The 25,536-nt window shown below is 66.7% G+C and carries 22 protein-coding genes; 5 read left to right on the top strand and 17 right to left on the bottom strand.

The features are described from left to right. Positions 1–15 precede the first annotated feature (15 nt). A complete protein-coding gene (locus ACFQQD_RS01875) occupies positions 16–1,788 on the bottom strand; it encodes a sensor histidine kinase (RefSeq protein ID WP_378085619.1) in 1,773 nt (590 codons plus the stop codon). A 126-nt stretch (positions 1,789–1,914) separates the two neighbouring features. On the opposite strand from ACFQQD_RS01875, the gene ACFQQD_RS01870 reads away from it, so the two are divergent. Then, positions 1,915–2,745 (top strand): response regulator transcription factor, encoded by an 831-nt coding sequence (locus ACFQQD_RS01870; protein ID WP_378085617.1) that lies wholly within the window; start codon positions 1,915–1,917, stop codon positions 2,743–2,745. Here the strand turns inward: ACFQQD_RS01870 and ACFQQD_RS01865 are convergent. The 9 genes from ACFQQD_RS01865 to ACFQQD_RS01825 all read right to left on the bottom strand — a co-directional run bounded on the left by ACFQQD_RS01865 (position 2,720) and on the right by ACFQQD_RS01825 (position 11,947). Then, on the bottom strand, positions 2,720–3,595 hold the full coding sequence (locus tag ACFQQD_RS01865) for a type II secretion system F family protein (protein ID WP_378085615.1): 876 nt from the start codon (positions 3,593–3,595) through the stop codon (positions 2,720–2,722). The genes ACFQQD_RS01870 and ACFQQD_RS01865 overlap by 26 nt on opposite strands. A gap of 1 nt (position 3,596) precedes the next feature. Then, entirely contained in the window at positions 3,597–4,532 is a 936-nt protein-coding gene (locus ACFQQD_RS01860) for a type II secretion system F family protein (RefSeq protein ID WP_378085613.1), read from the bottom strand. Beyond that, a complete protein-coding gene (locus ACFQQD_RS01855) occupies positions 4,529–6,094 on the bottom strand; it encodes a CpaF family protein (protein ID WP_378085611.1) in 1,566 nt (521 codons plus the stop codon). Before ACFQQD_RS01855 ends, ACFQQD_RS01860 begins: the two co-directional genes overlap by 4 nt. After that, positions 6,091–7,296 (bottom strand): CpaE family protein, encoded by a 1,206-nt coding sequence (locus ACFQQD_RS01850; protein WP_378085609.1) that lies wholly within the window; start codon positions 7,294–7,296, stop codon positions 6,091–6,093. The genes ACFQQD_RS01855 and ACFQQD_RS01850 overlap by 4 nt, the downstream gene beginning before the upstream one ends. Continuing rightward, the gene (gene cpaB / locus ACFQQD_RS01845) at positions 7,293–8,072 is read right to left on the bottom strand and encodes a Flp pilus assembly protein CpaB (RefSeq protein ID WP_378085608.1); all 780 of its coding nucleotides are present in this window, start codon (positions 8,070–8,072) and stop codon (positions 7,293–7,295) included. The genes ACFQQD_RS01850 and cpaB overlap by 4 nt, the downstream gene beginning before the upstream one ends. Before the next feature lie 98 nt (positions 8,073–8,170). Beyond that, complete coding sequence (locus ACFQQD_RS01840) at positions 8,171–9,262, bottom strand: pilus assembly protein TadG-related protein (protein WP_378085606.1); 1,092 nt, start codon at positions 9,260–9,262, stop codon at positions 8,171–8,173. Continuing rightward, the gene (locus ACFQQD_RS01835; protein WP_378085604.1) at positions 9,250–9,702 is read right to left on the bottom strand and encodes a TadE/TadG family type IV pilus assembly protein; all 453 of its coding nucleotides are present in this window, start codon (positions 9,700–9,702) and stop codon (positions 9,250–9,252) included. The genes ACFQQD_RS01840 and ACFQQD_RS01835 overlap by 13 nt, the downstream gene beginning before the upstream one ends. 112 nt (positions 9,703–9,814) lie before the next feature. Beyond that, positions 9,815–10,024, bottom strand: coding sequence for a Flp family type IVb pilin (locus tag ACFQQD_RS01830; protein ID WP_378085602.1), 210 nt, complete (start codon positions 10,022–10,024; stop codon positions 9,815–9,817). 330 nt (positions 10,025–10,354) lie between these two features. Continuing rightward, a complete protein-coding gene (locus ACFQQD_RS01825; RefSeq protein WP_378085600.1) occupies positions 10,355–11,947 on the bottom strand; it encodes a DUF222 domain-containing protein in 1,593 nt (530 codons plus the stop codon). Positions 11,948–12,889: 942 nt separating this feature from the next. Between ACFQQD_RS01825 and rplM the strand changes: the two genes are divergently transcribed. Both rplM and rpsI read left to right on the top strand, forming a co-directional pair. Continuing rightward, a complete protein-coding gene (gene rplM, locus ACFQQD_RS01820) occupies positions 12,890–13,333 on the top strand; it encodes a 50S ribosomal protein L13 (protein ID WP_378085598.1) in 444 nt (147 codons plus the stop codon). 35 nt (positions 13,334–13,368) lie between these two features. Further along, on the top strand, positions 13,369–13,866 hold the full coding sequence (rpsI, locus tag ACFQQD_RS01815; RefSeq protein ID WP_378085595.1) for a 30S ribosomal protein S9: 498 nt from the start codon (positions 13,369–13,371) through the stop codon (positions 13,864–13,866). A 259-nt stretch (positions 13,867–14,125) separates the two neighbouring features. Here rpsI and ACFQQD_RS01810 read toward each other — a convergent pair whose 3' ends face one another. The 4 genes from ACFQQD_RS01810 to ACFQQD_RS01795 form a co-directional block, all read right to left on the bottom strand. Then, entirely contained in the window at positions 14,126–15,184 is a 1,059-nt protein-coding gene (locus tag ACFQQD_RS01810) for a peptidoglycan DD-metalloendopeptidase family protein (RefSeq protein ID WP_378085593.1), read from the bottom strand. Positions 15,185–15,392: 208 nt separating this feature from the next. After that, positions 15,393–16,145 (bottom strand): DNA-binding response regulator, encoded by a 753-nt coding sequence (locus tag ACFQQD_RS01805; RefSeq protein WP_378085591.1) that lies wholly within the window; start codon positions 16,143–16,145, stop codon positions 15,393–15,395. A 51-nt stretch (positions 16,146–16,196) separates the two neighbouring features. Further along, positions 16,197–17,402 (bottom strand): N-acetylmuramoyl-L-alanine amidase, encoded by a 1,206-nt coding sequence (locus ACFQQD_RS01800; protein WP_378085589.1) that lies wholly within the window; start codon positions 17,400–17,402, stop codon positions 16,197–16,199. Between the two features lie 164 nt (positions 17,403–17,566). Then, on the bottom strand, positions 17,567–18,523 hold the full coding sequence (locus ACFQQD_RS01795; protein WP_378085587.1) for a LysR family transcriptional regulator: 957 nt from the start codon (positions 18,521–18,523) through the stop codon (positions 17,567–17,569). Positions 18,524–18,803: 280 nt separating this feature from the next. On the opposite strand from ACFQQD_RS01795, the gene ACFQQD_RS01790 reads away from it, so the two are divergent. Beyond that, positions 18,804–19,823: an ABC transporter substrate-binding protein gene (locus ACFQQD_RS01790; RefSeq protein ID WP_378085585.1), complete on the top strand. Its 1,020-nt coding sequence runs from the start codon at positions 18,804–18,806 to the stop codon at positions 19,821–19,823. A 109-nt stretch (positions 19,824–19,932) separates the two neighbouring features. Beyond that, a complete protein-coding gene (locus ACFQQD_RS01785) occupies positions 19,933–21,267 on the top strand; it encodes a glycine cleavage T C-terminal barrel domain-containing protein (RefSeq protein ID WP_378085583.1) in 1,335 nt (444 codons plus the stop codon). Positions 21,268–21,279: 12 nt separating this feature from the next. On the opposite strand, the gene ACFQQD_RS01780 is transcribed toward ACFQQD_RS01785, so the two are convergent. The 3 genes from ACFQQD_RS01780 to ACFQQD_RS01770 all read right to left on the bottom strand — a co-directional run bounded on the left by ACFQQD_RS01780 (position 21,280) and on the right by ACFQQD_RS01770 (position 25,344). Beyond that, on the bottom strand, positions 21,280–22,251 hold the full coding sequence (locus ACFQQD_RS01780) for a siderophore-interacting protein (protein WP_378085581.1): 972 nt from the start codon (positions 22,249–22,251) through the stop codon (positions 21,280–21,282). Between the two features lie 139 nt (positions 22,252–22,390). Further along, positions 22,391–24,229, bottom strand: coding sequence for a glycoside hydrolase family 15 protein (locus ACFQQD_RS01775; RefSeq protein WP_378085579.1), 1,839 nt, complete (start codon positions 24,227–24,229; stop codon positions 22,391–22,393). After that, positions 24,226–25,344 carry a hypothetical protein gene (locus ACFQQD_RS01770; RefSeq protein WP_378085577.1) on the bottom strand — a complete coding sequence of 373 codons (1,119 nt, stop codon included), beginning with the start codon at positions 25,342–25,344 and terminating at the stop codon, positions 24,226–24,228. Before ACFQQD_RS01770 ends, ACFQQD_RS01775 begins: the two co-directional genes overlap by 4 nt. Positions 25,345–25,536: the final 192 nt, after the last annotated feature.

Here is a 25,536-nt window from a genome sequence, read left to right as displayed (position 1 = left end):
TCGTTGGGCGGTTTTTCATGCTGCTTGGTCCATGGCGTCGGCCACGGGCAGACAGACGGTGAACGTGGTGCCCTGGTCCGGCCGGCTGCGGCAGGCGATTGTCCCTCCGTGGGCGTCTACGATGGCTTTGGTGATGTAGAGCCCTAGGCCGACGCCAGGGATGCGGCTGCGCCGGGCATGGTCCGTCCGGTAGAACCGGTTGAAGACGTTTCTGGCCTCGATTTCCGTCATGCCCTGGCCGGTGTCCTCGACTTCAAGGACGGCGCAGCGACCGTAGGCAGCCGGCCCTTCCAGCCGTGCGCGGACGGTGACGAGTCCGCCGTCCGGGGAGTATTTGATGGCGTTTGAGATGAGATTGTCCAGGACCTGGAGCACCCGCACGGGGTCTGCGAAGGCCCGGATGGGCGGTTCCGCCTCCACCACCAGGCGCACTTCTGACTCGGCGGCCAGTTGGGTGGCGGATCCCACGCCGATCTCCACCAAGTGGTGCAGGTCCACGGTGCACTGGTCGACCCGAAGTGTCCCGCTGGCTGAGAACAGCAGGTCCTGGACCATGGTCTGCAGTCGCTCGGCGTTGGTGATGACCGACTCGAGATCCCGCGCCGATCGTTCCGGCAGGCCGCCGCGTTCCAGCACCAGATCGGCCCGGCCGAGGATCGCGGCGAGAGGTGAGCGCAGGTCATGCGTGACGTGGGAGAGGAACTGGTCCTTGGCGGTCAGGGCGTCCACCTGGTCGGTGACATCCGAGAAGGCCAGCACGGAGCCATGACGCGTATCGCCGTCCAGCATCGACCGGGCCGTCACGGAGACCGCCCGCTGGTCCTCGCCCTCTCCGAGCCAGATCAGCTGATGGGAGAACTCCTCCCCGGCGCTAGCTCGGTTCTCCGGGAGCTTCTCCGGCGGCAAGGGCGTGGAGCGGTCCGGTCCGAAGATGCGCAGGTCCGCGGGGTTGATCGTGCTGGTCCCGGCTGTGTCCTGCCCCGCGTGGACGGCCGCTTGCGTGGCAGCCCGCAGGTGGCGCAGCTGCTGGGTATTGCGCAGCAGCGTGCGGCCCTCGACATCGATGGCCAGGACGCCGACGTCGATGGCCTCCACGGTGGTGCGCAAAAGTTCCTCGTTCTTCCGGCTCTCTGCGAGCGTCCGCTCCAGCCGCCGTCGCTGCCGGTGGATCTGCCGCTCTTGCGCCCGTTGGTTGGCGCTGGCGGCGTGGATGCTGGTAGCCAGTGCAGTCATGACAACGGGCATGATGACGGCGAACGCCACCTGGTCCGCGGTGGCCAGGTCCTGGTGCAGTAGCAACGGGGGGACCGTGCACAGCGCGGTACCGGCCCAGGCGGTCGGCAGCGTCCACCGTGACCGGGCGCCGGAGACGGCGAGCCAGACGACCGGGAACATCACTAGCATGCTGATGCCCCGCTGGTTGCTGGCCGCTGCACACAGGGCGATGGCGACGAAGTCCAGGACGGGGATGGCCAGGCTGGCATGCCGCGGTAGGCGCCGCCACGGGATCAGGAGGCCCATGCAGAGCAGGGCCGCGATGAGTACGAAGGCGACGTAGAACAGCACCTGGCGACCGTCACCGGTGGCCAGTGATGTCAGCCAGAAGACGAGCATGACCCAAGCGAGGGGCAACTGCACCAGGAGTGACCGGGACCTTCCGCCCTCGGCGGCGAAGATGCGCCGGGCGAGGGAAGTGGTCCATGGCTCATCCCGGCCGGTGCCCGTCGGGATGCCCTGCCGGCCAGACGGGTGACCGGGCGGGTGCTCCGGGCCAGGGTGGCTGCGCATAAGGCCATTATGTCCCAGCAAAGCCCGGCGTCCATGACCAATCCGCCCTTAGACCGTTGACGGCATAGGACACCTGTGACCAAAGATGGTTACTCTGAAGAGCAGCCCATCGAGGGAGGTCACCGCATGGCGGACTCTGACACGGCAGTGGTCATCGACGACGACGTCGAGATCCGTTCACTGCTGCGGGACGTCCTGCGCGATGCGGGATTTGAGGTGGTGGAAGCCGCCAAGGGTCGTGACGGGGTGGCGGCGGTGGCGGAACGACAGCCCGTGGTGGTGACTCTCGACGTCGGCCTGCCGGACATGGACGGATATGAGGCCCTGCGCCGAATCCGGACGGTCACCGACTGCTATGTGTTGATGCTCTCGGGACGGGATGACGAGATCGACATGCTCACCGGCCTCCAGGTTGGCGCTGACGACTACCTCACCAAGCCTTTCCGGCCGCGCGAGTTGCGGGCCCGGATCGCGGCCATGCTGCGCCGTCCACGGTCGGAGGCTGTGGCTGGTGCCGATCCGCAGAGGCGGCCGGACGCCTTACCGACCGCGGCCGCCCCTCCTGCCGCCCCTGCTGCGACCTCCCCGGCCAGCCCACCGCCGAGGGCCACCGCACGCCCCGGCCTCTTAAGGCACAACGGTCTGGTTCTGGATCCCGGTGGCCGTAACGTCACCGTGGACGGCCATGCCGTGGAGCTCACGCGTATGGAATTCGACCTGCTGCACACGTTGCTGCGGGCCGATGGAACCGTGGTGAGCAAATCAGGGCTGGTCCGTGCCCTGAGGCACGAGCGCCCAGGATCCGACTCCTTCGTCAGCGCGGCCGACCAGCATTCCGTTGAGTTCCACTTGGGCAATCTGCGCCGCAAGATCGGCGAGAACAGTCGGTCACCGCGATGGGTGCAGACTGTCCGGGGCGTCGGCTATCGGCTCACCCGAGAGTCTCCAGGGCATTGATCGCGGCCGGCCCCAGCAGGACGATGAACAGCACCGGCAGGATGAACAGCATCAGGGGCATGAGGATCTTCACCGGGATCTGCTGGGCCTTCTCCTCGGCTCGCTGACGCCGGCGCACGCGCATCTCGGCGGCCTGACTCTTCAGCACACCGGCAATGGACACCCCGAAAGCGTCAGCCTGGACGACCGCCCGAATGAATTGGCGCAGGTCCGCGCTGGTGGTCCGCTCCGCCGTTGCCATGTAGGCCTCGCGCCGGGACCGGCCCACCTGGACGTCCTGCAGCGTCCTGACGAACTCCTCGGCCAGTGGTCCGGTGGAGCTGTGTGCGGTCCGGGACATGGCGGCATCGAACCCCAGCCCGGCCTCCACGGCGATCGTCATCTGGTCCAGGATGTCCGGCAGGTCCTGGGTGATCCGCTGCTGCCGGTCCTTCCCCCGGCTGCGCAGCACCAGGTCCGGGGCGAGATAGCCGAGGGCTACCAGTCCGACTGGGACCAGGAGCATGAGGATGCCGGACAGGGACGGCGCCAACAGCACGCCCAGCACGAGCCCGACGCCGGCCAGCACGAATTTTGCCGTGACCACGCGTCCCAGCGGCCAGCCCGGGGGCCGTCCGGCCAGGGACAGGGAGCGGTCGAGTCGTGCGGTGACGGCCGCGGGGGTGAAGCGCTTCGCTATCGCCTGGACGTCCCGGCGGGGGCGGGCCTCGCGCTCGGCGGTCCGCAGCCCCCGGCGCAGATTGGCACGGACGGCTTTCTCCAGCGGGGTGGTGCCCCGGAACAGGGCCCAGCCGAGTAACGGCACAGTAACGGCTACAGCGAGGGCGGCGATGATCACGATCGGCGGCATGTCAGAACTCGATCTTCACGACGCGGCTCATCCAAAAACCGCCGATGCCGAACATCACGACGGCTGCCACGAGCATGGCGATGCCCAGGGGATCTTCGAACAGAACCGTGATGTAGCTGGGCTGGATCACCATCAGCGCTCCCACGATGAACACGGGCAGCGCCATGAGGATGATCCCGGACAACCGCCCCTCGGCACTGAGGGACTTGATCAGCCCGCGCACCTGGTTGCGCTCGCGGATGGTGTGGCCGACCCCGTCCAACACCTCGGCGAGGTTACCACCGACCTCGCGGTGGATCGCGATCGCCTGGGCAACCCAGAGGAAGTCCTTACTCTGCATCCGCTCGGCCGTGTCACGCAAGGCGTCGTTCACATCGCGGCCCAGCCGGGACTGGTTGATGACGCGGGAGAACTCCTCTCGAGTCGGGGAGTCGGCCTCCTGGGCGACGGCGTCGAGGGCCCTCAACAGACTGTGGCCGGCGCGCAGAGAACTGGCGATCAACTGCAGAGAGGACTCGAGCTGTCCGGCGAACGCGGCCCGGCGGCGGGAGCCGAGCACGCCCAGCAGCACCCAGGCCAGTACCGGGGCGAGGACTGCGATGAGGATTCCGAGGGCCATGGAGCCTGCCGTGAGGCCGATGGCGAAGCCGACCACCATGCCGACCACTACGAGAACGATGAACTCGGGCGGGCTCAGGGCCAGTCCCGCGTCCTCCAGCCGCCGCGCGAGGACGGCGGACTCCTTGCGGCGGGACATCACGGACTCCACGAACCGCGTGGTCCGGGCCGCCAGACGGGACAGCGGGCTCTCGTGCTCAGCGTCACGCACCCGGCGATTCGCGCCCGGGCGCCGGCGCACCGGCCCGAGCATCCACACGGAGACGGCCAGTGCCGCGTACACGAGGACCAGCCCGGTGATGAGCATGACCGGGTTCACCGCCGGGTCCTCGGTGCGCCGTGGGGCGTGCCGGAGCCGTCCCGGTCCGGGACGTCGAACAACTCGGCCGGCAACTCGATGCCGAGGTCGGCCATTCGCTCGGTGAACTTCGGCCGGACTCCCGTGGAGATCGGCTTTCCGAGGAACCGGCCCTCGGCGTCGACACCGGCAGCGTAGTCGAAAACGAACGCGTCCTGGAGCGTGACGACGTCGCCCTCCATGCCCTGGACCTCGGTCACGTGGGTGACCCGGCGGGTGCCGTCCCGTAGGCGGGTGAGCTGGACGATGAGGTCGATGGCCGAGGTGACCTGCTCCCGGATGGCCCGCAGCGGCAGATCCATGCCCGCCATCAGCACGAGCGTCTCCAGGCGGGAGATCGCATCGCGCGGGTTGTTGGCGTGCACGGTGGACAGCGAGCCGTCGTGGCCGGTGTTCATGGCCTGGAGCATGTCCAGCGTCTCCCCGCCGCGGACCTCGCCGACGACGATCCGGTCCGGGCGCATGCGCAGGGAGTTGCGGACCAGGTCGCGGATGGTGATCTCGCCGCGACCCTCGATGTTCGCCGGGCGGGACTCCAGTCGCACGACGTGACTCTGCTGCAGCTGCAGCTCCACGGCGTCCTCGATCGTGATGATGCGCTCGCCGTGGGGAATGAAGGAGGACAGAACATTGAGCAGAGTGGTCTTGCCGGTGCCCGTGCCGCCGGAGATGATGATGTTCAGCCTCGCCCTCACGCAGGCCTGCAGCAGTTCCGCCATGGCCGGCGTCAGCGTACCGAAGCGGATGAGGTCGTTGACTTTGAGCGGGTCTCGCGAGAATTTGCGGATGGTCAGCGACGAGCCGTTCACCGCCAGTGGCGGGATGATCGCGTTGACGCGAGAGCCGTCCTCCAGGCGGGCGTCCACCAGGGGAGAGGACTCGTCCACGCGGCGGCCGACGCGGGAGACGATGCGTTCGATGACCCGGCGCAGCTGCTCCTCGGAGGCGAACCGGGTCGGGCTGCGGGTGATCCGACCGCCCTGTTCCACGTAGACCATGTCCGGACCGTTGACCATGATCTCGGAGACCTCGTCGTCCTCCAGCAGCGGCTGCAGCGGCCCGTAGCCGAGTACGTCATCCTGGACTCCGCGGATGAGTCGCTGGCGTTCATCCCGGGTCAGCGGGATGTTCTCCTCCTCGACGACGGCGGCCAGTTCCTGCTGCACCATCTGGTGGAGCCGACCCTCGTCCAGGGAGGTGTCCAACAACCGGGTACCCAGGCGTTCGAAGAGCAGAGAGGAGGCCTTGTCCTTCAGGGCCGTCAGCGCATTCTCGGCCGGCCGGGCCACGAGCTCATCCGGGTCGTCGTCCGGACGGCTAGCCGTTCCCAAGGTGGCCGGAGCCGTCGTCGGGCCCGGTGTCCGGGGTCCGGCGTGGTCATGTACCGCGTCCTGGCGCTCGTTCTGTCCGGTGTCCTGCCCCGGGTCGCTGGCCGTCGCAGACGAGTCTGTATGCGGGGCGTCTGCCGGATACTGGGTGTCTTCCGGATACTGAGAGGCCTGAAGTCGTTGAGAGAGTTTCATCGACGGTCCTTTCGATGCCGTGCTCGCTGTCCGGCTGTCGCGTCCCGATCCGTGTGAAACAGCGGGATGAGTCGTTCGAGTTCACGAGCGGCCCGGTTGCGTGGGGAGCTGATCAAGATCGGCACCCCTTGGTTGGTGGCCACGCGCATCGCCCGATGTTCGGGAACCACCACATCCACCTTGGCGCCCAGGGTCGATTCCGCATCCGATCGGCTCAGCCCGTTGCGCGGGTCGGCGGAGTTCAGCACGATGTGCCGGGACAGGATCCCCAGGTCCAGCATCCGGAGGACGTCTAGCTCGCGGTGCAGTCCGCGGACGCTGGGCACGTCCAGACCGCCGACCAGCACGAGGTCCGTGGTCGCGTCCAAAGCCCCGAGCGTGTGCTCGGTGAGACCAGGCGCCGTGTCGATCACGACATATGGGTACTGCTCGGCGAGCTGGTCGATGAGCTGAGTGACCTGTTGGGAGGAGATGTCGTCGGCCTCGGCGGGGGACTCGGGGGCGCAGACTACGTACAGGCCTTCGGGGTGGGTGGTGAGATAGCTCTTCATCACCATGGAGTCCCGCTGCGCGGCGGGTTGCACGGCATCCGCAACGGTGTGCTGCGGGTAGAGCTGCAGTGCCGTGGCCACATCCCCGAACTGCAGGTCCAGGTCTACCAGCACGACGGCATTCGGCTCCTCGCGGGCCAGGCCGACGGCGAGGTTGGTGGCCACGGTCGTCTTGCCTGAGCCGCCTTTGGGGGACAGGACGGCGATGACCCGTCCGCGGCCCGAGCCGGCGTCGTCGGCGCTGCCGGGACCACCTCGACGTCGGATGGCTGCACTGCGGGTAGCCCGGTGCAGCAGGCCGGTGAGGTCCTGGACGGACGCGTCTGCGCGGACGACTTCCCGCACGCCCGCGCGCATGGCCGACACGACGAGCTCGGGCGTCGGTTCGGCCACCATGAGGATGCTGAGTTCGGGCCGGTGGACCTCGAAGGCCGCGGCCATCCGCAGGGCCTCGGCCGGGTCCAACTCGTCGCCGAGCACGACGACGTCCAACAACGCCGGACTGGTGACCCCGACCAGCACCTGGGCAGGCTGGCTTGGCACATTCTCCCTGTCCCACACGGTGACCTGCCCCTCCAGTGGACCGGCCGTGGCCTGGACGAAGCGCTCCTCGAAGGACGGCGACGTGGCCAGCAAGGCGTAGCGGCTCATTCGTAGACCTCCTCACGGGTCACAGGGCGGGAGCTTTCGGACGGCGTGCCCTCGGGCTGCAGGCTCAGCCACGTCAGGCCGAACTCCTGGGCGTAGACGATTCGCTCGGCGTCGGCGGTGTCCACGGCCACGGTGACGAGCACGCTGTCCTGAGGTACGGGCGGCGCCTGTGGTGCCGTGCCGCCGGCGCCTTCCGCCGCGCCCTCCTGCTCCGCGCCTTCTGCGGGGGCCGATTGGGCGGGAACTCCCTGGACTTGGGTGACGAGGACCTGGTGCAGAGCCAGCTGCGAGACGGGATCGCTGTCGGATTCCGGGGTGCCGGGGTCGAAGGAGAAAAAGATCCCCACCAGGTCGCCGGGCTGGACCTGACCGCCGACGACGCGATTGGATCCCAGGGCCATGGTCACCTCCTGCATGCCTTCCGGCACATCGACCTGGCGTTGTTCCTCGAGGTCGGCCGGGTCCGCGAAGCGCGCGGCCAGGACCTGCTCACCGGGCTGGAGGTCGACGGCGGCCACCTGGCCTGTCACCTCCGTTAGGTCCCGCACAGAGCCCTCGGGGACGACCTTGGCCGGTACCTCGGTGACCTCGACGAACTCGCCGAGCTGCTCACCCGGCGTGCCCGCGGGGACCTGCTTCGAGACGACGAAGACGGAGGTCGGCTCGGCCTCGCCCAGAGCTCGCCGCTCCGCACCGGTCACGTAGGCCAGGATTACGTACGTGCCGATGGCGGCCAGCAGGACGGCGACGATGCCGCCGATGATGCGTTTCTTCACGGTGCTCCTGGGAAGCGGGGATGACTGGTGTGCTGGGTCAGGATCTTCGGTCCGGGGTTCTGGTCTGCCGGGACTTGGTCGACACGGTCTGTGGCGATCTACTCTATGAGGGTGACCAAACGCACGCCGAAGTCCTTTCCTCCTGGTCCAAAAACGTAGTCCTGCTCACCGGCGTCCAGGGAGACAAACGTGACGAACTCTCCGATGATGCCGCGGCAATTGCCCGTGCAGGCCACGGAGGACGGTGAGGTGTTGTTGTGTTCGCTGCCGCTGAATTTCCACCCGTGCAGTTCGAAGGCCGCAAATCCGATGATGCGGTACCAGCCGTTGGCTCCCTGGCCGCCGACCTCACTGTAGACAGGCAGAAGGACCGGCTTGTTGAGCAGTTCCGGGAGGACATTGCGGCAGTTCTGGGGTACGTCGTTGCCGGGGTCACTGGTGATCAAGGGATCCACCAACACATCGTCATTGCCCACGTCGGTGAGGCTGATCTCGGTGGCACAGTCCTTGCCAGCGGGCTGCTTGAGCCAGCCGAAGCCGCCCGGGATGCTGCGTTGCTGGCTCGTGTCCCCGGGAATCGAGGTGCTCGAGCAGCCGGCGTTCTCGTTGGGGTTCGTCCGGACGAGTTGCACCCCGCCGTCCAGCATGCCGTTGAACTGGCACCAGGAGACTGTCAGGGGCAGTACATTGCGGCCGGAGACCGGTGAGAACCATCCCGCGGAGGAGCGCGACGTCACGGTGGCGGAGTCGATACCGAGCACGGGGGCCAAGGCCAGAGCCAGGGCGTGCCCGCCGTCCTCCGTCCGCGTGACGGTCTCCACGGTGACCCGGCCGGCGGCCGAGTCGAGGTCCACGGAGGCATCGGCCACGTGATCCCCGGCATTTTGCCCGGCCAGCGCGGTGGCCAGGGACGAGGCGTCCTGCGGGCATTGGTCGGCCGCGCAGTTCTGGGCGATGGCTAGCGCCGCGGAGTCGGCCCCGTTCTTGAGCTGAGCTCGCTCGTAGTAGAGCAGGCCGACGTCCACGACCAGGGCCGCCATGCCGAGCAGGACGACCAGGAGGAGGGCAGTGAGGACGGAGACCTGGCCGCTTTCCTCACGGAGATCGATCGCGGTCCGGCGGCCCGTTTGGTGCCGGTGGCCGGCCGGGCTCCGGAGCCGATGCTGAAGGTGGTGTTTCAGATGCCGCACTGCATCACCCCTTTTCCGCTCACGGTCATGGTCTCGCCCAGGAGACCGGTCAGCAGGTCGACGGTATGGTCGATGGTAACCGTGGCCGTCGAGCCCGGAGGGCAGGGCTGTTCCGCCGTCCCGGCCGGGCTCACAGCAATGTGGACGGTGGCGGGATCGATGGCGACAGTCGGAGCGGCGTTCACGGCGGAGGTGCGGGCCTGGGCGAGGGCCGCCTCTGGCTCAGCGCTGATGGAGACGACCCGGGCGGCGTCGCGGGCGGCCGCAGTGATCTGCAGCTGGGAATTGAAGGCGAAGCCCAACTCGATGATGCCGATGATGATCAGCATCAACACGGGAACGACGAGCGCGAACTCGACGGCGGACGAGCCCTCTTCAGAAGAATTAGGGTGGCTCGTCGCCCGGCCGACCCGGAAGGCTCGGTGATGGTTCCGTGTCATGGTGTGCTCCGTGTCTGGGTGCGTTTACCCCTCAGGGACGGCCGGCGACAGTGTGCTGGCCGCCCCTGGTGGGAAGGACGTTATTGTCTCCGTGGTGCGGGCAGCCCCGAGGTCACTGAATGATGACTGAGCCGCTGGTGGAGCCGGCCCCCAACTCGGTGTTGATCTCGCCGAACTTCGTGTTCAGGAGGCCGCCCAGAGTGACTACCGCACCGATGATGATGACAGCGATCAGTCCGACCAGCAGGCCGTACTCGACGGCGGAAGCGCCCTCTTCGTCGCGGCGGAGGCGGGAGGCGATGAGGTTCAGGATGGTCTGCATGGTTTCTCCTTGGTACTCGGCCGGTGAGCCGTAGCGAGATGTGTGGTGGCTTGTCCGGCTGGCGTTGTGGTGATCCGTGCCGGTAATAAAAGAGTAGGTCTAGAGGACTTAAATGTCGCCCTAGAAATGCTTTTCTGCGGAAACTCTGTCCCTATTCTGCCGAACTAGGTCAGGGCTGACTCGTTCCTGAGTTCGTTCTGCGGATAACCTCGGCAGAGCGGGCCCGGATGGCGTGCAAAGGCAGGATCAGCGGCGCGAAACTGAGGAAGCTGCACCATGGTCGCCCGGATGAGCGCACACCAGTGCCACGAGCGCCAAGGTCAGGGTTCGCTACCTCCGCCAGTAGCGGTTGCGTTGGGGTTGTCTCCGGGGGTCGAGATACGGCGCGGGGGCAAACCAGGGCGTTCCTGATCTCATGTCGATGTCCCAGGCGCCGGCATGCACGGCGTGATGGTGATGATTGCAGAGGAGCACGCCGTTGGCGGCACTGGTAGACCCGCCATGTTCCCAATGCTCCACATGGTGGACATCGCACCAGGGGGCCGGTATCCAACAGCCAGGGGCAGCGCAGCCGCCGTCTCGAGTGGCGATCGCTTGTCGCATCCGCGCGGGGAAAAGTCGTTGGGCTCGGCCGACGTCGAGCACTTCGCCGTCCGCTCCCAGCACGACGGGGAGGATATCTGCGTCACAGGCCATGGTCCGGATGGTGTTGGGATGGATCGGGCCGGAATACGCGGCTGAGGACTCGAACTGGCGGAGGTCCTCGGCGGTGACTCGTCCGGCCTTTTCGAGGTCGCTGAGCAAGGTCCTGTAGTCGATCGTGACGGCGACCTGTGGCCGCATTCCGCCGGTGGAGGGAAGCTTGTCCGACTCGATGAGGGCCAGTCCACCGGCAAGGCAGGCAATGAGGCCGTCCAGCTGCTTCTGGTTCCTCGACCGCGGATCGAGCGCCGGAACCGCAGTGGAGGAGCCATCGACTTCGGACAACACCTCGGCGGTCATGTAACTCTCGACAGTCTCATCCCAGGTGCCGTCGGAGTCGGGGGCTTGCTCTTCCCCATCGCTGAGAGTTGATGCCGGGGCCGTAGGATCGCCTCGGTATGGCGCGCGCGGATTGGTGGCGGCATTGACGACGGTCAGCAGGTACTCATTTTGCTCGTCGTTCACCGCGAGATGCCAGTGGTGCAAGCCATTGCGCTTGCCCTTGCGGATCACGCCCTGCAACTGGGGCAGGTCCGCATCGTTCGGCTCGGCGCCGTCTGGATCCACGGTGGCCTCGACCCACTTCAACCAGTGGTCGCTCACCTTGCGCAACGTGCCCGGGTCTACAGACAGGGCCTGAGAGACCAAGCGTTCTTCACCGTCGTCCAACACGACTGCCAGCGCCTGTGGGTCGACTCCGACGCGGCGGGCCATCTGCCGCGCCTTGTCGATGGCACCGGTGATCACGTCGACAGCGACACGATCCACCGCACCGTCATGCACGGCTTCGGATAACAACGGAAGTTTCGGGGGCAGCAGCTCACCGGACATGGTCCGCACTGGCTCGAGCGTGGCGGCCCACCGCGTGCGGCGGCGGGCCTCGGTGCCGTCGATTCGCAGCGAGAGTTTGAGGTAGTCAGTGGCATCCCGGAACGCGGTCTTGCCTTCGGGTAGTCCGAGGAGGCGCCGGCGTTCTGACGGATTTTCGAAGGTCTGCACAGTGTGGCCGGCCAGGGACATCTGAGCCGCCGCCACAGAACGGTGAACAGTCTCCAGCGTCGCGTGGAGGGCGGGCAAGGTGTCATCCTGCATCGTGGCGATATCCGGTATCTCGTGATCAGCCTCTGCCGGCGGGAGCATCGACCCCCAATCGCTGGCCCCACCGCCGGACTGGGAAGGCGTCATGGGTGACAGCTCGCGGAGAGCGTCCGAGGACGACATGCGTCGTACCAGTGCGGTGCTTGCCGTCTGGAGCAGAGCGGTCAGCTGGCACAACGGCAGATCGTCCAGGGAAGGTGTGGCGTGGGGTGCGGGTTCTGGTAGGGCCGTCGAATCGTGCGCGGGTTCCGGCGCATCCGTGGAGTGGCGTGCGGATTTGAGTGAGCCTGAGGGACTGGAGGCGGGTCGGCGCATTCGGGCGGGGATAGGCTGAGGCGACGGCTCGGAACCACGGGGCCGCCGGGTTGGTCCAGTGTCGTCTGCCATCAGACCCTCCTCTCCGTCTGTCTTTGCCTTGCTGTCTTTTCCTGCTTCCCGCCCCGATGCACTGGAGGGGATCCTATGGGAACTGATGTTCGAATAACTCCATTCGATCATGGGGTGAGAGCTTCTGAAAGGGCTTCGGCAAATCTGTGGACGACACGCCACAAACAGGTACCTGTGGAGTAGTGGACAGGGAGAGGGGCGCGCTCCCGCTGCCAGCTGCCCACCGGCTGTCCACTTGTTGTCGTTCAGCAGCCCCGGCTCCACGAGAGGCCAGCACCCGACGCCAGCGCCCGACGCCGGCCGCTTTCCGGCTCCGCCCGCTTCTCGGCACCACCACTATCGGTCGCGCTGGCAGCGTCCGGCACGGGCCGCCGTCGGGCTGGGCATGTTCCCAAGGCTCCCCGCGGCGACAAAAGCGGGACGCTTTGCCCCTGCGTCGCGGAACCGGTAGTATTGCTACTCGTTGTGCGTGTCCTTTCCCGGATTCGCTGCGCCGTTGGGTGGCCTGGTTGCATGGCCGCTGAAGCCCCGGTGCCGCCGGGAAGCTTTCGGACCCGGCCTCATACCAGTCCTCACCTGGTGTACCGGCTGCGCACCGATGAACTCAGTAACCGGCCCACGGATTCACGCCCGCAGGCCGGGACGCTGTAACCGACACCGAACACGAAGGCAAACAACGTGCGTACGTACACCCCGAAGCCCGGCGATGCCGACCGCCAGTGGCACGTCATTGACGCCACTGATGTCGTGCTGGGTCGTCTTGCCAGCCAGACCGCAACACTGCTGCGCGGAAAGCACAAGCCGACCTTCGCCCCCCACATGGACATGGGCGATTTCGTCATCATCATCAACGCTGAGAAGGTGGCCCTGACCGGCGCCAAGCTCGAGAAGAAGCGCGCCTACCGCCACTCCGGTTTCCCGGGTGGCCTCTCCTCTGTTTCCTACGCGGAGTTGCTGGAGAAGAACCCGGTTCGCGCCGTGGAGAAGGCCGTTCGCGGCATGCTCCCGAAGAACTCCCTCGCCGCTGAGCAGCTCCACAAGCTCAAGGTGTACCGCGGTGCCGAGCACCCGCACACCGCTCAGCAGCCGAAGACGTTCGAGATCACCCAGGTCGCCCAGTAACGGGTCAGCACCAACACAATCTTTCAAGGAGAACCATGACTCTCAATGAGAATGAGTCCACCGAGGAAGTGGAGCTGACCAGCTACACCTCCGAGTCGACCGAAGCCCCCGAGACCGTTGCCGTTGCTGAGCGCCCCGCGCTGACTGTCGGTGGCGGCGCCGTGGGTCGCCGTAAGCAGGCCATCGCCCGCGTCCGCCTGGTCCCCGGCTCCGGCCAGTGGACGATCAACGGTCGCAGCCTCGAGAACTACTTCCCGAACAAGCTGCACCAGCAGGAAGTCAACGATCCGTTCACGCTCCTCGAGCTCGACGGCGCCTACGACGTCATCGCCCGCATCTCCGGCGGCGGCCCTTCGGGTCAGTCCGGTGCACTGCGTCTCGGCGTGGCCCGTGCCCTGAACGAGATCGACCGGGACAACAACCGCCCGGCGCTCAAGAAGGCCGGCTTCCTCACCCGTGACGCCCGCGTCATCGAGCGCAAGAAGGCCGGCCTCAAGAAGGCGCGCAAGGCCTCGCAGTTCTCGAAGCGCTGATCTTCTTCACCCTTCGCCGCTGTGCGGGCAGATATGACCAGTCATATCTGCCCGCACAGCGCATTTAAGGAGTAGTTGCGACGTCGGGCACGTCTGGCACGTCAACCACGTTCCCGACGTCGGCCGCGCCAGTAGCGCAGGCATCACCGGTAGCGCAGGCGTCACCCGCTCGCACGCAGTATCCCGAAACCCCGCGGCCCTGTTCCAGAAGGAACAAGGCCGCGGGGTTTCCTGCGCAGTGGCCCGACCGCAGTGACTCTCACTGACCCTTCTTGAGGGCGTTCCAGGTGTTGGGTCCGGCGACGCCGTCGGATTCGAGGTTGCGGGAGCTCTGGTACTGGCGCAGGGCGGATTCGGTGTTGGAGCCGAACTTGCCGTCGGTGGCGAGGTTGATGCCGGTGGTGGCCTTGAGTCCGCGCTGGAGGTAGATGACCTGGGTTCCGGTGGAGCCGTTGCGCAGTTTGGTCTCGTTGGCGGGGTAGGTGACCAGGGCGCCCCAGGTCTTGGGTCCGACGACGCCGTCGACGCCGGTGCCGACCTTGGACGGGAAGGAGCGCACGGCGGACTTGGTGTCGGTGCCGAAGACGCCGTCGATGGTTCCGGGGTTGACGCCGGCGTTCTTCAGGGCGTTCTGCAGTTGGGTCACGGCCTCTCCGCGGTCACCTTCCCGCAACTTCGGGTAGGCGACCGAGCCGCTCGAGCCGCCGGACAGTCCGGGGAACGCGTAGTTGATGGCACGGCCCGAGGTCACGGTGGAGCCGCAGGTGAAGTCGTTCAACAGGCTGCCGTCGCGGACGACTACGTCGTTGCGCTCGATCTGGAAGTGCAGGTGTGGGCCGGTGGAGCCGCCGGTGCTGCCGACGTAGCCGACGGTCTGGCCCTTCTTGACGGTCTGGCCCACGGAGACGCTCTTTGAGTTCAGGTGCAGGTAGCGGGTCTCCCAGCCGCTGGCGTGGTCGACGACGACCCGGTTGCCGGGGCTCGAGGCGTAGTCGGAGGTGACGACCTTGCCGTCGGCGGCGGCCACGACCTTCCGGCCGGTGGGAGCAGCGATGTCGAAGCCCTCGTGCGAGTTGCCCGAGCGGCAGTAGCCGTTGGGCGTCCCGGTGATCGAACCGCTGGTCGGCATGATCATGGCGCCGGTCTCGGCCGAGGCCGGAGTGGCGCCGAGCCCGACGAAGCCGGCACCCAGAACCACAGCGGTGGCCGACATCGCGGCGACACGGGCGGCGAACCGGCGGACGGGCTGAGGGCGGTCAAGGATGTTGTCGTTGCGGTGGTCAGAGGTGCCGTGGGTGGCGCGAGCCGAAGTAGTCATAGCTCTACCGTTGCGTGGCGAGATCGAGCAGAGAACCCCCCGGACCGGTCACGCGTCTCCGGAGACAGCAACACTGTCCGCTTGACCTTTTGACCCTGGACGAAAGTGCCGGTCGACCTCGTCCGATAGTCCCGGTTCGCCCCTTCCGATAGTCGCCGTTCGATAGCCCAGCCAGAACCGACCAACCAGAACCGACCAGCCAGTTCAGCTAATCAAGCCGTTCCGGCGCACGCCGCGGAGCGGTCAGCCCGAGCTCATAGGACCGGACGAGCAGCTGAACCTTGTCCCGGGCTCCGACCTTGCGCTTGGCCCCCTTCAGATAGGCCTTGACCGAACTGGCAGAGACGAACATCGCCTCGGCGATCTCATGATTGTTGAGCCCTTGCGCCAAGTAGCTGATGGCCTCAGCCTCGTGCTTGGTTACGCCGAGCCGTTGCGCCGCCGGGCTGAGCGCCTCGGCCTCGCGGTGCCCGGTTCGGCCGACGGCGCGGGCGGCCAGCATGAACTGCAGGTCGGGGCTCAGCACGAGGGGCTCGGTCGCGGTGGCGGCTGCGGCCGTGAGGATGTCGGCCGGCTTGGCCACGTTGCTCACCGCGCCGATGGCACCGGCTCGGAGAATGGCGACGACGGCGCCCGGCTCGGCCGCGAACGTCAGGGCCAGAATGCGCAGTCGGGGGTTGGCGGACAACAGGTCGACGACGGCCGAACTGCCGCGGTTCACGCCGTTCTCGGTGTCCAGCACGACGACGTGGGATTTCAGATCCGGTGCCACCGCGACAGCCTCGTCCACCGAGGACAGCACGGTCGTCACCTTGAACTGGCCAACAGAGCGGGCCTCGGAGCGGCTATCTGAGCGGGTATCCGAGTGGGGAGCAGTCGCGCCCGCTCCGTCGAAACAATCAGTCAGGGCCCGGAGGATCAGCGGCTGCGCCGAGACGAGCATGACGTGAACAGGTTTCATCCCGGTCGGCTCGTCCTCCCGCTCGTTCTCCGGTTGTTGCTTCCGTCCGGTCTAGCGCCCGTGCTGGAGGTCGTACCAGGTGGCCGGCCCGGCGATCCCGTCCACGGCGAGCGGACGGTCTTCCTGGAATGAACGCACCGCCGACTCGGTGTTCGGCCCAAAGATGCCGTCGGTGGCCAGAGACTTTCCGAGGGACGCGCTCAGGCCGCGCTGCAGGTACTCCACCTGCGTCCCGGAGTCACCCCGGCGCACCGTGGTCCCGGCCGCGTGGTGGGTGGCCAGGGCGCCCCAGGTCTTGTGCCCGGCGATGCCGTCCACCAGGGTGCCGATGGAGGCCTGATAGTCGCGAAGAGCCTGTTCGGTGGCCGGTCCGAAGACCCCGTCCACAGAGCCCGGATCGTGCCCCGTGGCGTCCAGGGAGGCCTGCAAGCGGCGAACGGCCTCGCCTTCGTCGCCGCTGCGGACTGTGGGGTAGGTCCCTGCAGAGGACGAGCCGCCGACGCCGTTGGCCCGTGCAGCCGAGATCTCATTCCGCAGCGCGGAGAGCTTTGCGTAGAAGGCGTCACCGCAGCACAGGGTCTGAGCTCCAGGCACGTCTCGGTGGGCGATGACGTTCTCCACCGGAATCCCGTACTGCTGGCAGATGTAGGCGCTCAAGTGCACCAAGGACGTCCACTGCGCCTCGGTGGGCACCGCGTGCATGTACATCCCGTCGACTTCGATGCCCACGGACTCATCGTTGAATCCATAGGCATGGGCCCCCTCGACGAACGTCTTGCCGCCCTTCAGGGTGTCGAGTGAACCGTGGCGTCCCTCGAGCAGCTGGCCGCCGCGGGCCACCGTGAAGTGCTGACCGGTGTCCGCCCAGCCGTTGGTGAAGTGGTTGCGCTGAAGCAGCCGTGCCAGGGCCTCAGCGGCTGACGCGGAGTAGTCACTGGAGTTCTCGTGGGTGGTGTGGTGGATGACCAAGTGGGTCGGCACCCGACCGAAGGTCTTGAGTGAACGCTTGGGGTCGGAGGCGCCCCAGCCGGAGGTCGAAATCACGTCAGGCCGGCTCACGGTGGCGGCGAAGGCGGGAAGCCCGACGGCGGCCGAGCCGAAAGCGATGGCCCCGCCGAGCACGGCGGTGCCCTGCAGCAGACGACGGCGGGAGAATCGTGAGCCGAACGTCTGCGGCGTTGCAGAAGCCTGCGGCGACCAAGGCGCCGACGAGGTCGGGGACGGATACTGCTGCGGTCCGGTGAGGTGGTGCGACACTTCTGGCTCCATTCAGCACGGCACCGGGACTTCGCGGGGGACTGCCGGGGAAGCACACGAAGCCGGGGCCGATAGGGGTATTCGTCAAGAGACGGCGCGCTCACCATAGGCAGGTGACCAGCGATGTTCGCCGGAGAAACGCCGACGTCGTCCGGTTTCGGTCCTCAGGGAGTGAACCAGCTGTCGTCGTAGTCCTCAATGTGTTGAGGATACGGATAGGCCTGCAACGCCTCGGAGATGACCTGACGCAACCACTCGACCGGCGGTGAGGGAGCCACGCGGCGCAGGGTGTGCAGTCCCACGTGGCCCGGCTCCAAGGTGAAGGGCAGGATGAACTTCCGCACGGGGCTGCGCTTGACGAACATGTCTCCGAGGAACAGCGGCACCACGCAGTAGGACTCGGTCGCCGCGATCGTCTCGTCCACAACGGAGTAATTCGGCAGCGCCAGGGATGATTGCTGATGCCCGTGCAGTCTGCTGAGCGTCTGCTCCACGTGCTGGTGCCCGAGGGCCTCGGAGACGACGATGCGTTGTTCCGCCACGAGATCCTCCACGGACGGGGCGTCGGAGAGGCGCGGGTGAGACGCCGCGCAGACGCCCACGTAGGGCATGTCCATCAGGTGGTCCCGGACCACGATGTCGGCGGGGAAGGCGGGAATCGCGATGGCGGCGTCGATCTCATTGCGGCGTAGCTTGTCCTCCAGCTGGGCCACATCAAGCAGGGTCACCTCGATCCGGGCTCGCGGAGCCAGTCCCTGGATCGCGCGCACCACGAAGGAGAACAGCGCCATCAGAGCCAGGTCGGTCATCATCAGGCGGAAGGTGCGGGTAGTCTCCTCGGCCCGGAAGTCGGTGGCGCTCTGGACCACGGAGTCCATCAACTGGATGGCCTGGACCATCTGCGGATAGAGCGACTCGGCCGCGGGTGTCGGCTCCAGTCCCTGCCGCGTCCGGAGGAACAACGGATCGGCGAAGATCTTGCGCAGCTTGGCCAGGGCGTAGCTGACGGAGGGCTGGCTGATGTACAGGGCTTTGGCGGCTTCCGTCACGCTGCGCGTCTCGTAGACCACCACGAAAGTGCGCATCAGGTTCATGTCGTAGCCCGAGCCGGCAATGGCCATGGTGATCCTCTCTGCGTCTCGCCGGCTTCGTCGACCGACTGGTCGACCGCCTCGTCAAGCCGGCATATAGAGATGCTAGATAGTCCTATCCGCACTTTCGATTGGTTTGATAAGTGCCTTGATTCTAACCTCGATACCAGAGTGCTCTACATCACATTCATCAGCAGTTCCGGGATCCCGCCCCGGAGCTTTGCCAATCAGAGGTGAGACCATCATGGGTACTTTGCATTCCGCTCGTCCTTCTCGCATTTCACCGTCATCGCCTTCGTCTCGAGTCTCCGTGGCATGGACCGCCGGCGCACTGCTGGCCTTGTCCCTGTCTCTGACCGCTTGCGGCGGGGCGGGTTCCCCGTCGGGCACGGAGCCCACCGGCACCGGCAATGGAGCCGGGGAGAACACCAACGACGGCGGCGCCGAGGCCGGCGACCTGCAGGAGATCACCGTCGGCGTCATGCCGTTGGTCGACGTCGCACCGCTGCACCTGGGCATCGACCAGGGCATCTTCGAGGATCACGGCCTGGACGTCGAACTGCAGTCCGCTCAAGGCGGCGCTGCCATCATCCCTGCGGTGACCAGCGGACAGCTGGAATTCGGGTTCAGCAACCCGACCAGCGTCATCGTCGCCGCCTCTCGGGGCCTGGACGTCAAAGTCATCGCCCCGGGCGGCTCCAGCACCGGCGACGCCGAGACCGACTATGGCGCCACCGTCGTCATGCCGGACACGGACATCTCCTCCGCCTCCGATCTGGAGGGCCACAAAGTGGCGGTCAACACGCTGAACAACATCTCCGATTCTACCGTCAAGGAAGCCATCCGTCAGGACGGCGGCGACCCCTCGAAGGTCCAGTTCGTGGAGATGCCCTTTCCCAACATGGTGGCCGCCGTGCAGCAGGGGACCGTGGACGCAGCCTTCCTGGTGGAACCCTTCCTCTCCAGCGGACTGGATGAGTCCATGCGTCCGGTGTTCTGGAACTGGATGGAAGTCTCCCCGGAGTTGATGGCCTCGACCTACTTCACCACCAGCGCGATGGCCGAAGAGGACCCCGAACTGGTCTCGGCGTTCCAGGACGCCATCGCCGAGTCGGCCGAGTACGCCGAGAGCAACCCCGAGGAGACCCGGGAGATCCTGCAGACCTATACCTCGATCCCGCCGGAGGTGGCCGAGTCCTTGCGCCTGCCGCGCTGGAGCGATGAGGTGCACGTGGAATCCGTGGAACGGCTGATCGAGATCAGCAGCGAGGACGGTTTGCTCGAGGGCGACCTCAGCGTCGAGGACGTGGTGCTGTCCGGCACGAACTGACCCCGCCCAGCACCACGGCCTCAGCAACACCAACAGACCAGTATCAGCCCCCACTATCAACCCGTCTGATCAACCCCCACTATCAACCCCGTCACGAGGAGTATTGAGTATGAGCATCACCGTCCAGGACATGCGCCAGGGACCCGAGGGATACGCCTGGAGCCGATTCGGCCAGCCCGAGTACACCGACTGGTTGGACGAGAGCCTGTCGTGGAAACAGGACTGCTACATCGGCGACTGGTCCTTCCTGTGGCAGCACCGCTTCACGGGTCCGGACGCACTCCGGCTGATCGCCGACTACACGGTCAACGACTTCAGCACCTTCGAGATCGGCCAGTCCAAGCACGCCATCCACACCAACAAGGACGGCAAGGTCATCCATGAGGGGGTGCTGACCCGGTTCGGTGACGAGGACTTCATGGTGCACGGCCGCGGTGGCTACTGGCTCTCTTTCAACCTGGAGCGCGGAGACTACAACGCCCAGGTCGAACGCGATGACTGGTTCATGTTCCAGGTCTCGGGGCCGAAGGCCATCGCCGTGCTCAACGAGCTCACGAACGCCGAGGCGCTGCTGGACGCCAAGTACATGTACGCGGTTCCGGTGACCATCGCCGGGCATGACGTCTACGCGCTCCGCCAGGGCATGGCTGGCGAGCCGGGATTCGAGCTCCAGGGGCCGAAGGAGTTCAGCGACGAGGTGTACCAGGCGGTGCTGGAGGCCGGCCGGCCGCACGGGATCCGCAAGATGGGTGGTCGGATCGCCATGATCAACCACCTGGAGGCGGCCTACCCGACGATCGCCTCGGACTACATCCCCGCGATCTTCGACGACGACATGACCGACTACATGGCCTTCTTCCTGTCCTCGATGCCCTCCTTCGCTCAGCCCGCCTACATCGCCGGCAGCTTCGACGGCCAGCAGCCCTCGGACTACTACCGCAGTCCGATCGAGCTCGGCTGGTCCAAGGTCGTCACCACGCGGCGCAGTGACTACCTGGGGGCCGAGGCGCTCGCCGCCGAGAAGGCGAATCCCCGCCGGGTGTTGAGGACCCTGGAGTGGAATGCCGATGATGTCGCCGACGTCCAGAACTCGCTGCTGCAGGAGGGTGAGCACTACGACTACATGGAGATGCCCCGAGATCAGCGGGGTTACATGTGGACTGATCGGGTGGAGATCGGCGGGCGGCTCGTGGGCACGGCCACGTCTCGCGGGTACAGCTACTTCTTCCGCAAGATGCTGTCCTTGGCCACCATTGACGTGGATCATGCTGAGATCGGCACCGAGGTGGACGTCATCTGGGGCGCTCCCGGGCACCGGCAGAAGACGATCCGTGCGGTGGTGAAGCCGGCTCCGTACAAGACGGATCGGTCGCGCGGTAACCTCCACGAGGCACTGATGGCCTCAGCGACCTCGGCCACCGCTGAGCCCGCAGCAACCTTCTAGCCCGCAACTGGCTCAGCTGCCCTCGGCGCGACCCATCTTCCAATAGCCCATGAAGGACACGCACTTCTTGTCGATGCCCAAGCCCTTGACGAGATAGCGGCGCAGTCCGGTGATGGTGCCGGCCTCCCCGGCGAGCCAGGCATACCAGTGCCCGTGCGGGCTCTCCGGCGGAACTTCCCACAGTGGAGCTTCGGCGCCGTCACCGGACTCCTCGTCGCTGCGGACCACGTAGGCGATGGAGCCGTTCTGGGTTCCTCCGGCCACCTCGGCGCCGTGCTCACGGCCCCACGCCTGGATGGCCTTGGTCAGCATCTCGCCGTGTTCGCGTTCGCCGCGGGCCAGCCAGTTGAGCTGAACCGCCGCTCGGGTCTGGAGGGGGAGAATGTCGTCGGCGCTGGGAACCTCGATGAACACGTGGCCGGTGTATCTCTCGTCGAGGGATTCCAGAATCGCGCAGATGGCCGGCGCCGCGGTCTCGTCACCGGCCAGCAGCAGCGTGGTCGCCTCGCCGGGGTTCCATTCGATGCCGCCGCTGCGGCCCCGGCCGCCGGTCTCGGACCGCTCGTCCGGGCCGATGATCACCATCTCGTTCCCGACGCCGGCCCCCATCGCCCACGCCGACGCCGGCCCGTCGGCGCCGTGCAGCGCGAAGTCGACGTCGATCTCGCCGGCCTCGGGACGCACGGCACGCACGGTGTAGGTGCGCATGGCATTGCGCTCCTCGTCCGGCAGTTCACGCCAGCGGGTGTACCACTGCATCATCGGCGGGGCCGGTTCCTCGAACAGTCCCACGTCCGGCAGCGTGCCATCCGCGCGGGGAATCATCAGCTTGATGCGCTGATCGAGCCCGCCGGTGCCGAAGTGCTGCAGGTCCTCGTCGGCGAAGGTGATGCGGACGAAGTGTTCGCTGAGGCGCCTGACCCGGGCCACGTGGGTCCGGTAGGCCCGGGTGGCGGGATAAGTCTGGGTGGCTGTCTCGGTCATGGTCTGCTTCCCGATGGAGGTAAGGCTTGCCTAACTCTATCGCATGCAGCGCTGGCCGTGGGAACTCCTCACCACACCCACAGGAACGTCACTACCGGTCGAGAACCAGCGCCGGTTGAGCGTCACTGCCTGTTGAGCCTCACTGCCCGTTGAGAGTCAGGGCCGCGACCAACAGCGCGAGGTGACTCAGCGCCTGGGGCATGTTGCCCAGGAAGGAGCGGTCCTCGGGGTCGATCATCTCGGTATACAGGCCGACGTCGTTGGAGAGGTCGAGCAACTGGCCCATGAGGTTCTCCGCCTCCTCGCGCCGGCCCACCAGCGCCAGTGAGGCCACGCACCAGAACCCGCACGCGGTGAAGGTGCCCTCCTCGTCGGGCATCCCGCTGTAGCGGTAGAGCAGCGGCCCGCGCCCCAGCTCGGTCCGCAGTACGTCGATCGTGGAGGACATGCGCGGACCGGTGTCGAAGCCGCTGATCGTGTGGAGCAGGACAGAGGCGTCCAGCTGGTCCGTCCCGGGATACCAGACGTAGGCGCCGCGCTCCTCGGACCATCCATACTCCTCGATCCACGCTCGGATCCGGTCGCGTTCGGCCCGCCACCGGTCCTCGGTCCCGGGCAGGTGCCCTCGGTCGGCGAGGGTGACGGCCCGGTCCAGGGCCACCCAACAGCCCATCTTCGAACTCGTGTAGTGCCGGTGCTTTTCCAGCTCCCACATGCCGGCGTCGGGTCTGATCCAGCGGTCGCACACGGCGTCGGCCAGCCCGGAGAGCATGCGGGCCGTGTCCGCGTCCAGCACGTTGCCGCCTTCCACGTAGAGCGTGGCCATGTCGAAGATGTCCCCGTAGACGCCGAGTTGCAGCTGGTCGGCGGCGTCGTTGCCGGTCACCACGGGCCCGATGCCGCGCCAACCGGGCACGTCCAGTTCCGTGGTGCCGGCCTGGGGGACGCTTCCATTGAGTCGGTTCAGCACGTGAAGGTCCGGTGTTTGGGCCCGGGCCAGCCGCAGCAGCCAGGAGACGGCTGCGTGCACGTCCTCCTGTTCACCCAGCCGCAGCAAGGCGTGCAGGGTGTAGGCGGCGTCGCGGATCCAGGCGAAGCGGTAGTCGTAGTTCTTCGTGCCCTCTCGGTTCTCCGGCAGGGACGTGGTCGCTGCGGCGGCGATCGAGCCGGAGGGGTTATGGCCGAGCATCTTCAGCACCAGCGCGCTGCGATGCACGTCGTCCACGTAGCGGCCGTTGTACTCGAGCAGGTCCGCCCACCGTCGCCACAGATCCACGCTCAGTCCCACATTGCGGTGGATCGCCGCCGGTTCGGGCAGCCGCAGCGGCTCCGCCGCGGTCCCGACGACGGCCACCAGGTGCTCTGTACCTTCGCCCGTGGTGAACCGGCCGCGGATGGCCTGCGGGCCGACGTCGTGCTGGCCGGCATGGTTGCTGAGCACACCGAGCGAGACCTCGCCGACGCGGATGACGGGGCCCTGGTCGGTGTGCTGCACCCAGGGGGAGGCGGTGTTCAGCATGGTGCCCGGGACCACGCTCCACGTCATCGGCACGGCGCCGCTGATCCCGTCCACGCACCGGGCCAGTTCGGACCACGGCAGCGCGCCGGTGGATCCGAGGTTCAGGGAGTCGGTGACCCGGACGACGCCCAGGGCAGTGGTGTAGGTGGTGCACAGCACGTTGGTCCCGGCCACGTACTCGCGGTGGGTCCGCAGGTTCGTGGTGACGTCGACGCCCGCCGCGGTGAGGGCCTCGAGGTCCGGATGCAGCTCGACGTACCCGCCGCGGCCGGCGTCGAGCAGTCGGGCGAAGACCGGTGCGGAATCCAGGTCCGGCACGGGAAGCCAGTCGACCGAGCCGTCGTGGGCCACGAGCGCGACGGTGCGACCGTTGCCGATAGCAGCGTAGGAGCGCAGGTCCACATAGCCGTCTTCGCGGTCGAGTAGGTGATCGGGTAAGTGGTTCGACAAAGGGATCACGATGAGGCCCGATCGCTGCCGCTGCCGGCGCTCTCTCTCTTTTCGGCGGCTTTCCGTTCCTCGTACCGCTGTGCCTTGCGTGTGCCGTTCGTCAGGTTCCGAATGTCGTCCTCATGGTCGAAGCTAGCCCCGAGTGCGCCGGCCACGGTGCCCAAGGAGGCGGAGAGCCAGGCGATCTCGAGATAACTCGCGATCGAGGCCGACTTCCCGATGGTCTGGGCCAGGTAGCCGGACTCGATGATGATCAGTCCGGCGATGAAGATGCCCACGAACAGTACGGCGTACAGCAGGGTCACCGCCACGAGCAGGGTCATCACCGTGGAGGCGTTGTACATCGCGGCCTCACTGAGGTCGCTGTGTTCCCGTCGGGTTTCCCACAAACCGTTGCTGGCAATCAGCCACAGCACCATGGCGAGGACGACCGTCAAGGTGACGAGGCCCAGTCGCCAGGGCGGCAGGGCATTCGCCATCTCCCAGATCGACGAGTAGAAGATGCCGAAGGCTCCGGTGGCCGATGCCGCCGCTAGAGCGCCGGACAGTTTCGACGCGGCCGCCAGGGGTTCATTGATGCGGACCATGCCGAACGCCAGCCTGAGCCGGCCCGGCCACCACCACGGTGAGGCGATGTAAACGGACGGGCCCGTACTGGACTCCTGTTCGTGGACCACACCGAAACCCAAGCGCGAATCGTCACGGCGGGGCACCTCGTTGTCGGCCAGAGCATCCAGCGAGGCGAACATCATGCGGCGAAGTTTCGTGGACAGATCCCAGGCCCCGAGCGCGGGCAGGGAGATGATGGCCAGTCCCTCGGTGTAGTGCAGTGCCGCGATCTTCGGCCGCCGGCCGGCACGGCGCGGAATCTCCGTCACAATGACCATCAGATCCGCCTCGTCACGCTGGGCCCATTCCCGCACGATCTCCAGGTCGAGTGTGCCGTCCGGCCGCAGCGGGATCTGACGCCGGTTCAGGGCCAGTCGGTAGTTGCCTTTTCGGTCGTCGGCACTGTCGCCGTCACGGTCACCGCCATGAGCACTCTCGGCGGACAGGATTCGGGACACCACCTGGGACGGCAATCCGGGATCGGCGAACACATCGACTCGGTAGGAAGGGCGCATGGTGGTCATTATTCGAGATGACCTGCGGGTTCACCAACCTCCCTCGTGCGACGGTACGGGTGGGCTCCGGACGCGCCCGTCCCGGCCTCACCGGTCGAGGCCATCGAGGACTCCGCTCGTGAACAGGAAATCAACCTTTAACATTCGGCCCTTGCTCGTAACACCCTGGAAGCCAGTTTGTTCATTTCGTGG

The sequence above is a fragment of the Citricoccus sp. GCM10030269 genome (assembly GCF_042665635.1).
Taxonomy (GTDB): domain Bacteria; phylum Actinomycetota; class Actinomycetes; order Actinomycetales; family Micrococcaceae; genus Citricoccus.
Note: the sequence above shows the minus strand (reverse complement) of the source record. Positions and strands in the feature narration are given on the sequence as shown.

Coding starts and splice junctions, on each gene's coding strand:
- ACFQQD_RS01875 (WP_378085619.1), bottom strand. CDS start 1,788: ATGCGCAGCCACCCTGGCCCGGAGCACCCGCCCGGTCACCCGTCTGGC.
- ACFQQD_RS01870 (WP_378085617.1), top strand. CDS start 1,915: ATGGCGGACTCTGACACGGCAGTGGTCATCGACGACGACGTCGAGATC.
- ACFQQD_RS01865 (WP_378085615.1), bottom strand. CDS start 3,595: ATGCCGCCGATCGTGATCATCGCCGCCCTCGCTGTAGCCGTTACTGTG.
- ACFQQD_RS01855 (WP_378085611.1), bottom strand. CDS start 6,094: ATGAAACTCTCTCAACGACTTCAGGCCTCTCAGTATCCGGAAGACACC.
- ACFQQD_RS01850 (WP_378085609.1), bottom strand. CDS start 7,296: ATGAGCCGCTACGCCTTGCTGGCCACGTCGCCGTCCTTCGAGGAGCGC.
- ACFQQD_RS01835 (WP_378085604.1), bottom strand. CDS start 9,702: ATGACACGGAACCATCACCGAGCCTTCCGGGTCGGCCGGGCGACGAGC.
- ACFQQD_RS01830 (WP_378085602.1), bottom strand. CDS start 10,024: ATGCAGACCATCCTGAACCTCATCGCCTCCCGCCTCCGCCGCGACGAA.
- ACFQQD_RS01825 (WP_378085600.1), bottom strand. CDS start 11,947: ATGTCGTCCTCGGACGCTCTCCGCGAGCTGTCACCCATGACGCCTTCC.
- rpsI (WP_378085595.1), top strand. CDS start 13,369: ATGACTCTCAATGAGAATGAGTCCACCGAGGAAGTGGAGCTGACCAGC.
- ACFQQD_RS01810 (WP_378085593.1), bottom strand. CDS start 15,184: ATGACTACTTCGGCTCGCGCCACCCACGGCACCTCTGACCACCGCAAC.
- ACFQQD_RS01805 (WP_378085591.1), bottom strand. CDS start 16,145: ATGAAACCTGTTCACGTCATGCTCGTCTCGGCGCAGCCGCTGATCCTC.
- ACFQQD_RS01795 (WP_378085587.1), bottom strand. CDS start 18,523: ATGGCCATTGCCGGCTCGGGCTACGACATGAACCTGATGCGCACTTTC.
- ACFQQD_RS01785 (WP_378085583.1), top strand. CDS start 19,933: ATGAGCATCACCGTCCAGGACATGCGCCAGGGACCCGAGGGATACGCC.
- ACFQQD_RS01780 (WP_378085581.1), bottom strand. CDS start 22,251: ATGACCGAGACAGCCACCCAGACTTATCCCGCCACCCGGGCCTACCGG.
- ACFQQD_RS01770 (WP_378085577.1), bottom strand. CDS start 25,344: ATGCGCCCTTCCTACCGAGTCGATGTGTTCGCCGATCCCGGATTGCCG.